Here is a 13,047-nt window from a genome sequence, read left to right on the forward strand (position 1 = left end):
TGTTAGCGAGATTTGTGCCAATCTTCTAACTGTTTGAAATATAAGGAAATTAGATCTCGGTCGAGTTCTCGAAGCTGTTTTTGTCTCTTAGTTGAGATTTTCTTTGAATGGGCCGGAGCCTTCGCGAGCAGGCTCGCTCCCACATTTGACATGCATTCCCCTGTGGGAGCGAGCCTGCTCGCGAAGCTTTTGTTTTGTCTTCATACAGAGATTCGATATCTCTTTATGTAGACTCGGCAATCCCCAGCGCAGCCATTTTCTTGTACAGCGTCGACCGCCCCAGACCCAGCCGAACCGCAGCCTCCGGTACCTTCCCCGCGCATTGCGCCAGGGTCGATTCGATCAACTGCCGATCAAAGCGCGCCCGCGCCTGCGCGAATGTCTCCCGAGCCGATGCGTGCGTGCTCGGCTCGGACGTCCGCGCAACGGGAGTAAACGTGCCAATCGCCCCGCGAATATCCTGCTCGGTCAGCATGAGGTCATCACTGAGCAACGCCGCCCGCTCCAACACATTGCGCAACTCACGGATGTTGCCCGGCCAGGCATGCTGGCCCAACAGCGCCAGCGCATCGCGGTGCAGTTCATGCTGGCTGCGCAGTTCTTCGAGAATCGCCTCGCTCAGCGCCGGCAGATCATCGAGACGTTCGCGCAGCGGCGGCACCTGGATCGGCAGCACATTGAGGCGGTAGTACAAATCGGCGCGAAATTCGCCGCGCTTGATCGCTGCCTGCAAATCCGTCGACGTCGCGGCGATTACCCGCACATCGCTCTGAATCACTTCATTGGAGCCGACCGGCTCGAACTCCTTTTCCTGCAACACGCGCAACAGTTTGCTTTGCAGCGGTAGCGGCATATCGCCGATCTCGTCGAGAAACAGCGTGCCGCCCTGAGCGATTTGTAATTTACCGGTGCGGCCCTTGCGGTCAGCGCCGGTGAAGGCGCCGGGTGCCGTGCCGAAAAATTCGGCTTCCAGCAGCGCCTCTGGAATTGCCGCGCTGTTGATGCTGACGAAGGCTTTGTGTGCACGTGGCGAAGCGCTGTGAATGGCTTGTGCGAGTAGCTCTTTGCCAGTGCCGGTTTCTCCCAGCAGCAACACGGGCGAATCAGCGCTGGCGCTTCGTCGCGCACGTCGTTTGACTTCAAGGCTGGCGGCGCTGGTACCGATGAAATGGGCGAAGTTGTATTTGGTCTGCCGCGCACGCAGCAGTGAGCGGGTCGAGGCCAGTTCCTCCTGCATGCTCAGGTAACGCTTGAGCATCGGCGACAGCGTGCGCAACTCGTCGAACAGGGCAAAACCGATGGCGCCGATCACGCTGCCGGCATCGTCGTGGATCGGCAGGCGCATCACCACCAGCGGTTCCTTTGGGGTGTCCTGCATGTCCAGCAGAATCGGCCGACCGGTGCGCACCACCTCGCGCAGCAAACTCCCGGGGATCACGCTTTCGCAAGGCTTGCCGATAGCGCCTGCCGCCGATTCGAGACCAAAGCGCCGGGCATAGCGTTCGTTCATCCAGACGATGTTCGCATCGCGATCGACAATCACCGTGCCCTCACTGGATTGCTCGATGATCTCGAACAGCGAACGGATCGCCAGAGTGCGCACCCGTTGGTAGTCCTTGAGGCTTTCGGTGGTGTTCATGGAGGCTGATCCTGATTGTTTGTTGCCGGTACCCATCCCTTCGCGAGCAGGCTCGCTCTCACAGGGGCCTGCATTCCAAATGTGGGAGCGAGCCTGCTCGCGAATGCCGCGCCGCGAATTAGCAGAAAAAAACCTACCCCGGATGCGCCGCCGCCAACAGCTCCTTGGTGTAGGGATGCTGCGGGTTGTCAAACACGTCGTGACTGGCACCACGCTCGACCACCTGACCGTCCTTGATCACGATCATGTCATGCGCCAACGCGCGTACCACCGCCAGATCATGGCTGATGAACAGGTAGGTCAAACCGTATTTTTCCTGCAAATCACGGAGCAGGGCGACCACTTGTTTCTGTACGGTGCGATCGAGGGCCGAGGTCGGTTCATCGAGCAGGATCAGCGCCGGTTTCAGCACCAAGGCCCGGGCGATGGCAATGCGCTGGCGTTGGCCGCCGGAAAATTCATGCGGGTAGCGATGGCGGCTTTCCGGGTCGAGGCCGACTTCCTTGAGCACGCGAATCACTTGCTCATCACATTCATTAGCGGTCGACTCGCAATGCACTTCCAGACCTTCGCTGATGATCTGTGCCACCGACATGCGCGGGCTCAGGCTGCCAAACGGGTCCTGAAACACCACCTGCATCTGCCGCCGCCACGGCCGCAGCTGCTTTTGATTGAGGCCGTCCAGCGCTTCGCCCTGAAAGCGAATGCTGCCCTCGGAATCCAGCAAGCGCAGGATCGCCTGACCCAGCGTCGACTTGCCCGAACCGGATTCGCCAACAATGCCCAAGGTCTTGCCGCGCTGAATATTCAGACTGATGCCATCGACTGCGCGCAGATACTGCTTGCGCCCGAACAGCCCGCCGCCGACCTGGAAATCGACGCGCAGGTCAGCGACTTCCAGCACATTTTCACGTTCGTCACGGGGCAGGGCTTCACCTTCCGGCTCAGCGTTCAACAGCACGCAGCTGTAAGGGTGTTTGGGTTCGGTGAACAGGGTTTCGCAGGGTGCCTGCTCGACGATCTCGCCAGCCTTCATCACACACACCCGCTGCGCGATGCTGCGCACCAGATTGAGATCGTGACTGATCAGCAGCAGCGACATGCCCAGGCGCTGTTGCAGGGACTTGAGCAGCAAGAGAATCTTGCGTTGCACGGTGACATCCAGTGCCGTTGTCGGCTCGTCGGCAATCAACAACTCCGGTTCGCAGGCCAGGGCCATGGCAATCATCACCCGTTGCCGTTGCCCGCCAGAGAGTTGGTGCGGATAGGCTTTCAAGCGTTCCTTGGGTTTCTGGATGCCGACCAGCCCGAGCAATTCGAGAATGCGCTGCTGCGCTTGCTTGCCGCCGAGGCCGCGGTGCAGCAAAAGGGTCTCGCCGATCTGCTTTTCGATGGTGTGCAGCGGATTGAGCGAAGTCATCGGCTCCTGAAAGATCATGGCGATACGATTGCCGCGCAGTTCTCGCAAGACCTTCGGATCAGCACCGAGCAGTTCCTGCCCGCGATAGCGGATGCTGCCACGGGTTTGCGCCTCGCTCTCAGGCAGCAGTTGCAGGATCGAATGCGCGGTCACCGATTTCCCCGAGCCCGATTCGCCCACCAGAGCCAGGCACTCACCGGGGCGGATATCCAGGCACAGGTCACGCACCACAGTCTGACCATGGAAGGCGACATTGAGGTGGCGGATTTCAATCAGGTTTTCAGTCATGGTCACGCTTCAGGATCGAGGGTCAAAAGCGTCACGTAACGCTTCGCCGATGAATACCAACAAGGAGAGGATCAGCGCCAGAGTGAAGAACGCGGTCAACCCGAGCCACGGTGCTTGCAGGTTCTGCTTGCCCTGACCGATCAGTTCACCCAGCGAAGCGCTGCCGGCCGGCATGCCGAAGCCGAGGAAATCCAGCGCGGTCAGCGTCGAAATCGCTCCGGTCAGAATGAACGGCAGGTAACTCAGCGTCGCGTTCATTGCGTTGGGCAGAATGTGCCGGAAGATCACCTTGCGGTCAGTCAGGCCCAGGGCACGTGCGGCTTTGACGTATTCCAGATTGCGCCCGCGCAGGAACTCGGCGCGCACCACGTCCACCAGCGCCAACCAGGAAAACAGCGCCATGATCCCCAGCAGCCACCAGAAATTCGGCTCGACGAAACCGGAGAGGATGATCAGCAGATACAGCACCGGCAGCCCCGACCATACCTCCAGCACGCGTTGTCCGAGCAGGTCGACCCAGCCACCGTAATACCCCTGCAATGCGCCGGCGGCGATACCGATCAGCGCACTGACAAAAGTCAGCATCAAGGCAAACAGAATCGACACCCGAGCGCCAAAGATGACCCGCGCCAGCACATCGCGCGCCTGATCGTCGGTGCCCAGCCAGTTCACCGAGGTCGGCGGACTTGGCGCCGGTTTGTTCAGATCATAGTTGGGTGTGTCGTCGCTGAACGGAATCGGCGGGAACAGCAACCAGCCACCGTCCTTGCGTATCAGATTCTGCACGTACTCGCTGCGATAATCGGCCTGAAACGGCAGTTGCCCGCCGAACTCCTGTTCGGTATGGCGCTTGAACACCGGGAAGTACCACTGGCCCTGATAACTGACCATCAACGGTTTGTCGTTGGCGATCAACTCGCCACCCAGCGTCAGGATGAACAGGCCGATGAACAGCCACAGCGACCACCAGCCACGACGGTTTTTCTTGAACCGTTCGAAACGGCGACGACCCAAAGGCGAAAGCTTGAACATCAGGCATTCCTCGCGGCGAAGTCGATACGCGGGTCGACCAGGGTGTAGCACAGGTCGCCGATCAGTTTTATCAGCAGGCCGAACAGGGTGAAGATGAACAGTGAGCCGAACACCACCGGATAATCCCGCGATACCGCTGCTTCGTAACTCATGCGCCCAAGGCCATCGAGGGAGAAGATCACTTCGATCAGCAGTGATCCGGCGAAGAACACACTGATGAACGCCTGAGGTATCCCCGAGACCACCAACAGCATGGCGTTGCGAAACACGTGTCCGTACAGCACGCGGCGTTCGCTCAAGCCTTTGGCGCGGGCCGTCACTACGTACTGTCGGGTGATTTCATTGAGGAACGAGTTTTTTGTAAGGATCGTCAGCGTCGCGAATCCACCGATCACCAGCGCCGTGACCGGCAGCACCAGATGCCAGAAGTAATCGGCAATCTTGCCCAGTGTCGACAGCGATTCGAAGTTGTCCGACACCAGCCCGCGCACCGGAAACCAGTTCAGCGAAGTGCCGCCGGCGAATACGACGATCAGGAACATCGCGAACAGAAACGCCGGCATGGCGTAACCGATGATGATCGCCGTGCTGCTCCAGATATCGAAATGGCTGCCGTGGTGCACAGCCTTGCGGATGCCCAGCGGGATCGACACGAGATAGGTGATCAGCGTCGCCCACAGCCCGAGCGAAATGGTCACCGGCATCTTTTCCAGAATCAGGTCGGTGACTGTCGCGCCACGGAAGAAGCTCTTGCCGAAGTCCAGTTGCGCGTAATTCTTCAGCATCAGCCACAGACGCTCGTGGGCCGGTTTGTCGAAGCCGTACTGCTTTTCGATGTCCTTGATCAGCTGCGGATCAAGGCCACGGCTGGCGCGCGAGGCAGAGCTCGAGGTCTCGCTGGCACCGCCGCCGACACTGGCACCGCCAATGCCTTGCAGGTGGGCGATGGCTTGTTCCACCGGTCCGCCGGGCGCGGCCTGAATGATCACGAAATTGACCAGCAGGATGATCACCAGCGTCGGAATGATCAGCAGCAGGCGCCGCAGTATGTAACCCCACATCAGTGCGGTCCTCCGGGTCTGCCGCGACTGATTTTCTCAGCGGTCATCTGTTGATTGGTCAGTGGCGTGCGGCTGATTTCCCACCAGCTCTCGATGGCTTCGTCATTGCTCGCCTGCACCGTGGGAATGCCGAAGCGGTTCCACCAGACGGTCGAGGTGCCCGGCGGGTAATAGTTGGGAATCCAGTAGTAGTTCCATTGCAGCACCCGGTCCAGCGCATGGGCGTAATGCAGCATGTCTGATTGGGTCGAGGCGCGAATCAGGCCGTTGATCAAAGTGTCGACTGCCGGATTTTTCAGCACCATGTAGTTGTTCGCGCCCGGGTCGTTGGCCGCTGCCGAGCCGAAGTAGTTGAGCAATTCCCCACCCGGAGAAGTGGTAACGGGATAGCCGGTGACGATCATGTCGTAGTCGCGGCTCATCAGGCGATTGACGTATTGCGAGGCGTCGATGCGGCGGATATTGAGCTCGATGCCGATCTGTTTCAGCGTGCGCTTGTAAGGCAACAGCAGGCGATCCATGCCATTCTGGCTGACCAGAAAAGTGAAGCTCAGCGGTTCGCCGGCGCTATTGACCAACTGGTCGCCATCCGGTTTCCAGCCGGCCTGCTCGAGCAGTTGCAGGGCTTGCAACTGCTTGTCACGGATGATGCCGCTGCCATCGGTCTTCGGCGCTTCGAAGACTTCAGTGAACACTTCTTCGGGAATCTGATCGCGCAGTGGTTCAAGGATTTTCAGTTCCTGTGCGTCGGGCAACTGTCGGGCGGCGAGGTCGGTGTTGGAGAAGTAACTCTGCTGGCGGATATAGACGTTACGCATCATCTGCCGGTTGCTCCATTCGAAATCCCAGAGCATCGCCAGTGCCTGGCGCACGCGGCGGTCCTGGAACATCGGCTTTTGCAGGTTGAACACGAAACCCTGGGCCGATTGCGGCGCTTCAGTGGCGAGGTGGGCCTTCTGCAAACGGCCATCGCTGAGGGCAGGGCTGTCGTAGCCGATCGAATAGCCGGTCGCGGAAAACTCGCGGTTGTAGTCATAGGCGCCACCACGCAGCACCTGGCGGGCGACATCGGTGTCGCCGAAGTACTCGATGCTGAAATGGTCGAAGTTGTACAGGCCGCGGCTGACCGGCAGGTCCTTGCCCCACCAGTCGCCATTGCGTTCGAACGTGATACTGCGCCCGGAGTCGACCTTGCCAACCCGGTACGGCCCACTGCCCAGCGGCGGTTCATAACCACCGCCGCTGGCGAAATCACGGCTCTTCCACCAGTGTTCGGGGAATACCGGCAAGGTCGCGATGTCCAGCGGCAAAGTTCGGTTTTCGTTGCTTTTGAAGTCGAAGCGCACGGTCAGCGGTGCCTCGATTTCGACGCCTTTGACGTCGGCAAACTGGGTGCGATAACGCAGGCTGCCCTGGGTCATCAGCAGGTTGTAGGTGTAGCGCACGTCTTCGGCGGTAATCGGTTTGCCATCGGCAAAGCGCGCCTTCGGGTTGATGAAGAAACGTAGCGAAAGACCGTCGTCCGAACGTTCCATCTTCTGCGCAACCAGACCATAGACGGTGTAAGGCTCGTCCAGCGAGCGTTGGGCCAGCGGCGAGTACAGCAGGCCGTCGATCTGCGTCACGCCGATGCCTTTGTCTATATAAGGCAGCAAATGGTCGAAGTGGCCGATCTCGATGGCCGAGCGCCGCATCGTCCCGCCCTTCGGCGCTTGCGGATTGGTGTAGTCGAAATGGCTGAAACCGGCGGGGTATTTGGCCGGTTCGCCGTAAACGGTCAGTGCGTGTTGCGGGGCAGCGTTCACGCCAGCGGCGCCAATGAGAAAGGCGAGGGCGGTGAGCATCAGTGTGGGAAAAACCAGTCGCATCGTCAGCCTTGGAACGCAAAATCGATAAGCGCAAGTTGTACGCGAGCCGCGCGCCACTCGCCAGCCGTATATGTAACTGAAACACAACGGCCCACCAGAAGGCGGGCCGTTGTCAGCAATCGGACGACGAATCAGTCCTGACGGCTGGTGACTTCCAACAGGTGATAACCGAACTGGGTTTTTACCGGGCCTTGCACGACGTTGATCGGCGCGCTGAATACCACGGTGTCGAATTCCTTGACCATCTGGCCTGGACCGAACGAGCCCAGATCGCCGCCCTGACGGCTGGACGGGCAGGTGGAGTTGGCTTTGGCGACTTCAGCGAAATCGGCGCCGGCTTCGATCTGAGCCTTGAGTTCGTTGCACTTGTCTTCGCTGGAAACCAGGATGTGGCGGGCAGTGGCTTTGGCCATGGGGAATTCTCCGAACTGTTTCAATAAAAGGTGGAGCGTACCGGAATCAGTCGGCGAATTCTCGGCAAAGTTCCATTCTGCGTTCCTTGCCCGATTCATAGATCCGCCGCTTGCAGACGCTGGGCATGTTCGACGTACAGGTCGATCGGATCCGGCGAGGGCGCTTTTGTGCCCGCGCTCCGCCGCAGGCTGGCCAAATGATCCATTGGGTAATCGGAACGGATCACTTGGCCGAGATGGCTACTGAAGCGTCCGACGAAACCATCATTCTGCTGGGGTTCGGTGGTGAAATATTGCGACAGGACCCGGCAGGTTGCTTGAACCGGATCCAGCACTGGCAACGTGGATTGCGCAACAACCCCGCTCCACGAGTAGTAGCGCACGCCGTTGACTTGCTCAGGACCATGCCCGCCCCAGGTTTGCGGCAGTCCCTGGGGAAATTTGTCATTGAATTGACCGACGCCGACCGTGGTCAATGCGTTGAGTGCGGCTAACGCATTCTGCGGCAATGTCGCGCTGCCGCTCAGTAGCGACAGTAAGTCGGCAAAGTGCGTTGCGACATTCTGTGCGACGGCTTCGGGAAGCTTGCCTGGAATCAGTGCCCTGCGCAGGAAGTCGGCGAGCTCCGAGCCGTGGTTCGGGCCACTGACGGAGGTGACCGAAGCGACGACGTCTGGTGCAAGCGCCGCCGCATAGCGTGCAGCGAGTGCGCCTTGACTGTGTCCTATGAGGTTGACTTTCTTCGCGCCTGTGCCTCGTAGCACGCAAGCAATCTGTGACAGCAATTGCTCACCCCGCTTTTCATTGTCGTGGGTGGCCGAAAGGTGTGGAACAAACAATCGACATCCGGCGGTTTTCAGCGCGGACTTGACGTCATGGAACAGCTCGAAATGACCGATATGCTCGAACCCGAACAGACCGTGGACCAACAGGATGGGATAACGAGTTGTAGCATTCCGTTGCATGTTCTTACCTTTTTCGTAGAAGTTCATCGGGAAATCACCGGGCCACTCTAAAACACTCATCCCGTTGAAGAAGTACGAAGAGGCTTCACATTGCGTTTGAAAATGGACTACGAGGCGTACGAAATTTCGGAGAGCTGTGAAATCCGAATCGGAAGTTCAGTGGGTCGTTTGTCGGCATAACCGCGTGACCTCTGCTGTTGCCTACTTTGCGAGTAGCGGTTACGCCGTTGTCGCGGTGGATTCGGCTGACATCCGGAACGTTCAAATAGGTCCTCAATGTAGATGTCAGTGTCGTCATTCGGGGCGGCACGTTTTCCAGGGAGTGGAAGCGAAAATGAATAGCCATGAAATCGAGTTTTGCTGGCGGATGCGCCAGCCGATGGTTGCCGAAGTGTCTATCGAACCTCTGGTCGCGCCAACGATTGACGGGCTCCAAGGGAGCGTGTTGGATCCTTCGCTGGCCAAGGCCATCGTTCGCATTTCCCCTTATGCCAACATGAGCTGCGGCGATCAGATCGTGCTGTCTTGGGAGGGGCTGGATATCGAAGGCTTTGCCTATCAATACGAGAGTGTTCGATTCATCAGCCAGGTCCAGGTTGGCAAAGACGTCATCTTCGTCATCAAGGCGATGCATGTCGCTGCGCTGGACGGGGGCTCGCTTGAGGTTTACTGGGCACTTCAAAGTGCGTCCGCGCCCAAGGCAGTGGAATCTGCTCGCCTGCAACTGTCTGTCGGGGACGTTGGACCGCATCTGTTGGCGCCGCAAATAGAAGGCTCGGTAAACGGAGCGCTGGAGCCGTCGCGAGTGGTCGAAGGCACCCTGGTGACCCTGCAGCCTTACGCTCGGATGTCAGCGGGCGACAGGATCATGCTGTCGTGGCATGGAGATGCTTCGCCCGAAATATTCACCGACTCGTTGAAGGTCGAGGCCTGCGCCGTCGCGCAAAGCCTGTCGTTCTGGGTGCCGGGCAGCTACGTCGAAGCGCATCGTGGTGGCGAGGTGGTGGTCGCCTACCGTGTTGAACAATGCTGTGGAGCCATTCGAACCTCGGAGCCTGCGACGGTTTTCATTGGGCCGGCAGTGCGTGCTGAACTGGCCGCGCCGGATATTGTTGGGGCGATCGATGATGTGCTGTCGGTGAAGGACTCGATAGAGGGGGTTTCCATTCTGATTGAAGACCCGCTGGTGCAGGAAGACGAGTTGGTCTATCTCAAGTGCGATGGTGATTTTTTCAGTCATCGCGATGATCTTGAAATCACTCGGGAGGCGGCCGGGCAACCGGAGAGTTTCATTGTTCCCCATCGGTTCTGGCGCGAGCACCACGGCACGACGGTGGAGATTGCCTACACCATCGAACGTCTGGACGATACCAGTCAGCAATCTGCCGTGAGGCGGATCAGCATAGTGGCATAACCTGGGGAAGGTCAGCCCTCCGCGCTTCGTATGGAACGGGAGGGCGATCTGCGATCAGGCCCTGGCGTTAGCGAGGCGCCGTGCGGCGTCGGTCAGCAACTGTTCCGTTGCGTCAAAGCCGAGGCAGCCATCAGTTATCGATACGCCGTAGCGTAGAGAGGTGCTCAGCGGCTGGCAGCCTTCGAACAGATGAGATTCCAGCATCGCGCCGATCAGCGAGTGGTTGCCACGCAGGCGTTGTTCAAGCACCTCGTTGAAGACGGCTGGCTGGCGCAGGGGATCCTTGCCGCTGTTGGCATGGCTGCAATCGACCATGATCCGGCTGGGAATCTTCAGTCGGCTGAGTTCGGCGCTGATGTTGGCTACGCTGGTTGCGTCGTAGTTTGGCCCTTGATGGCCACCGCGCAGCACAATGTGGGTGTCAGCGTTGCCGGCTGTCTGCACGATCGCCGGATGCCCTTGGCTGTCGACGCCGAAGTGTCGATGCGGATGGCCTGCCGAGCGCATGGCGTCGACAGCAATGGCGGCGCCGCCGTCGGTGCCGTTCTTGAAGCCCACGGGCATGTTCAAGCCACTGGCCATTTCGCGGTGGATCTGCGACTCGGTGGTGCGGGCTCCAATGGCCACCCAGCTCAGCAGGTCATCAAAGTAGCTGGCGGCCATGGGTTGCAGGAGTTCGGTAGCGACCGGTAGTCCGAGCTGGATCATTTCCAGCATCAGTCCGCGCGACAGCGTCAGACCGGCAGCCATATCGTCAGTGCCGTCCAGATGCGGATCGTAGGCCAGACCTTTCCAGCCGACCGTCGTACGCGGCTTTTCGACGTAGGCGCGCATGACCAGCAGCATTTCACTGCTGACATCTTCGGCCAGACGAGCGAGTTTGCTGGCGTACTCAATCGCTGATTGCGGGTCATGGATAGAGCAGGGGCCAACGATGACCAGCAGGCGTGGGTCTTCACCGTCAAGGATGGCGCGCACCGCCTGGCGATGAGTGTTGACCTGTTGATGCAGGGAATGGCTGAGCGGCAATTGCTGTTTGAGCTGCAACGAGCTGGGCAGACGCAGGGTCAGTGCTTCGTTGGCAGAATCGAGGGTGGACAGCGGCAAAGCGGAAACTGAAGAGTTCATGTTCGGTCTTCCTGGGCGGATGGCGGGTTTTTCCCGCGCACTCGGCCCTACTGGGGTGTTCGACAAATGGCCGTACTGGCTAGGCATGTGTGTTTGCCACCTGTGGGTGACCGATCGGAGGCGGCAGGCTGTCCCGAGCGGAGGCTGGTAAATCGCCAGGCGCTAAAGCTGTCGTAACGGTAATAAGTGGCGTGGTTCATGGTGTAATCCTCGAAATGTGGTGTGTCGCTGAAAGTGATGGGCCTGAAAAAACAAAACCCCCGGTCGGGAGGCCGACCGGGGGTTGAGAAATCTCTGGTAGGCGACCCGTTATCATGGGCGCCGTTTGGGTATCAGGCGCGCCAGTGGCTAAACCAATACCCAAAATAAAAATTGTCAGGAGCGCAAGTGTGATTCACCCGGGCAGCCGCGACCGAGCGCAGGGCGCTGGTGGTGCAAGACTGTGGAAGGGTGTTGAACATGTGCTGTCTCCGTTGAATGCGCCGAGCTTACTCGACGCTGATACGCATCAGCAATCAGAAAATGCTATTGCCCGCCGCTCGAAACGCCTATCACTGGCAAACCATGCGGGTGAAGGGCAACTTTGCAGTCATGGAGAAAGCTGAATGAGTTATCGAATCCGGCATGCCACCCGTGATGATCTTGCTCTTGCGCGGGATCTGACCTGTCGCAACATGCTGCGCTATTACATTGACCACGACCTGTTGTGGCAGGACGAGGCGTTCGACGCAGGCTGGCAGTATCGTGACAACTGGATGATCCTCCAGGATGAACTGGCGATCGGTTTTTTCAGTCTGAGCCAGGATGCGCGGGCGCTGTACATACGCGAATTGCAGATTGATCATCTCTGGCAAGGGCAGGGCGCCGGTTCCTGGGCCATTGGTCAAGTTACCGAAATGGCTCGTCAGGCAAGACGACCGGCACTGCGACTGACAGTGTTTGACAATAACCGGGCGCAAGAACTGTATGCACGCAAAGGACTGCGCATCGTGGGCAGGGATGAGTGTTTCCTCAGGATGCAGCTTGATTTGAGTACAGCTGTGCTCTGAAACCCACAGCCGGCAAGCCCTGAATGATGAATTGAAACTTTTTAAATGCGGCTTTCCGCTAGGTCTGTCTGGCACTTTTTGCTAAGGTGTCCGGCATCCCAATAAGACCATATCGCGAGGTGTCTGCTTGATTAGGGTGCTAGTGGTCGACGACCATGATCTCGTTCGCACAGGCATTACACGAATGCTGGCCGATATCGATGGCCTGCAAGTGGTGGGTCAGGCCGAGTCAGGTGAAGAGTCCCTGATCAAGGCCCGTGAATTGAAGCCTGACGTAGTGCTCATGGACGTCAAGATGCCTGGCATTGGCGGCCTCGAAGCCACGCGAAAGCTGCTGCGCAGCCACCCGGACATCAAGGTGGTTGCCGTTACGGTGTGCGAGGAAGACCCTTTCCCGACGCGTTTGCTGCAGGCCGGGGCGGCTGGTTACCTGACCAAGGGCGCGGGTCTGCCGGAAATGGTTCAGGCCATTCGTCTGGTCTTCGCCGGGCAGCGTTACATCAGTCCGCAGATCGCTCAGCAGTTGGCAATCAAATCATTCCAGCCCACCAATGATTCGCCGTTCGATGCGTTGTCCGAGCGGGAAATCCAGATTGCGTTGATGATTGTCGGTTGCCAGAAGGTCCAGATCATTTCCGACAAGTTGTGCCTGTCGCCGAAAACCGTGAATACCTACCGCTACCGCATTTTCGAGAAGCTTTCGATCAGCAGCGACGTCGAGTTGACACTGCTCGCGGTGCGTCACGGCATGGTGGACGCCAGCGCCTGAC

General features: G+C 58.9%; 11 protein-coding genes. 3 read left to right on the top strand and 8 right to left on the bottom strand.

Annotated features, from left to right (window positions below; translation table 11 throughout):
* Positions 1–223: 223 nt before the first annotated feature.
* From ASG55_RS08080 to ASG55_RS08110, 7 genes are all read right to left on the bottom strand, one after another.
* Positions 224–1,639 (bottom strand): sigma-54 interaction domain-containing protein, encoded by a 1,416-nt coding sequence (locus ASG55_RS08080; RefSeq protein ID WP_056785262.1) that lies wholly within the window; start codon positions 1,637–1,639, stop codon positions 224–226.
* Positions 1,640–1,772: 133 nt separating this feature from the next.
* Complete coding sequence (locus tag ASG55_RS08085; protein ID WP_056785265.1) at positions 1,773–3,347, bottom strand: ABC transporter ATP-binding protein; 1,575 nt, start codon at positions 3,345–3,347, stop codon at positions 1,773–1,775.
* A 9-nt stretch (positions 3,348–3,356) separates the two neighbouring features.
* Positions 3,357–4,379, bottom strand: coding sequence for an ABC transporter permease (locus ASG55_RS08090; RefSeq protein WP_041478730.1), 1,023 nt, complete (start codon positions 4,377–4,379; stop codon positions 3,357–3,359).
* Positions 4,379–5,440, bottom strand: coding sequence for a microcin C ABC transporter permease YejB (locus ASG55_RS08095; protein WP_056785267.1), 1,062 nt, complete (start codon positions 5,438–5,440; stop codon positions 4,379–4,381). Before ASG55_RS08095 ends, ASG55_RS08090 begins: the two co-directional genes overlap by 1 nt.
* Positions 5,440–7,308, bottom strand: a complete 1,869-nt coding sequence (locus ASG55_RS08100; protein WP_056785270.1) for an extracellular solute-binding protein — start codon at positions 7,306–7,308, stop codon at positions 5,440–5,442. Before ASG55_RS08100 ends, ASG55_RS08095 begins: the two co-directional genes overlap by 1 nt.
* A gap of 131 nt (positions 7,309–7,439) precedes the next feature.
* Positions 7,440–7,721, bottom strand: coding sequence for a peptidylprolyl isomerase (locus ASG55_RS08105; protein ID WP_041478733.1), 282 nt, complete (start codon positions 7,719–7,721; stop codon positions 7,440–7,442).
* Positions 7,722–7,816: 95 nt separating this feature from the next.
* A complete protein-coding gene (locus tag ASG55_RS08110; protein ID WP_056786840.1) occupies positions 7,817–8,686 on the bottom strand; it encodes an esterase/lipase family protein in 870 nt (289 codons plus the stop codon).
* Between the two features lie 334 nt (positions 8,687–9,020).
* Between ASG55_RS08110 and ASG55_RS08115 the strand changes: the two genes are divergently transcribed.
* Positions 9,021–10,100 (top strand): hypothetical protein, encoded by a 1,080-nt coding sequence (locus tag ASG55_RS08115; protein ID WP_056785272.1) that lies wholly within the window; start codon positions 9,021–9,023, stop codon positions 10,098–10,100.
* 54 nt (positions 10,101–10,154) lie between these two features.
* Here ASG55_RS08115 and ASG55_RS08120 read toward each other — a convergent pair whose 3' ends face one another.
* Entirely contained in the window at positions 10,155–11,228 is a 1,074-nt protein-coding gene (locus ASG55_RS08120; protein ID WP_056785275.1) for a 3-deoxy-7-phosphoheptulonate synthase, read from the bottom strand.
* A gap of 605 nt (positions 11,229–11,833) precedes the next feature.
* Here ASG55_RS08120 and ASG55_RS08125 point away from each other — a divergent pair.
* Both ASG55_RS08125 and gacA read left to right on the top strand, forming a co-directional pair.
* Entirely contained in the window at positions 11,834–12,277 is a 444-nt protein-coding gene (locus ASG55_RS08125; RefSeq protein ID WP_056785278.1) for a GNAT family N-acetyltransferase, read from the top strand.
* Between the two features lie 127 nt (positions 12,278–12,404).
* On the top strand, positions 12,405–13,046 hold the full coding sequence (gacA, locus tag ASG55_RS08130) for a response regulator transcription factor GacA (protein WP_024012761.1): 642 nt from the start codon (positions 12,405–12,407) through the stop codon (positions 13,044–13,046).
* Position 13,047 lies beyond the last annotated feature (1 nt).

This window comes from Pseudomonas sp. Leaf434, assembly GCF_001425545.1.
In the GTDB taxonomy this organism is placed as follows: Bacteria; Pseudomonadota; Gammaproteobacteria; order Pseudomonadales; family Pseudomonadaceae; genus Aquipseudomonas; species Aquipseudomonas siliginis.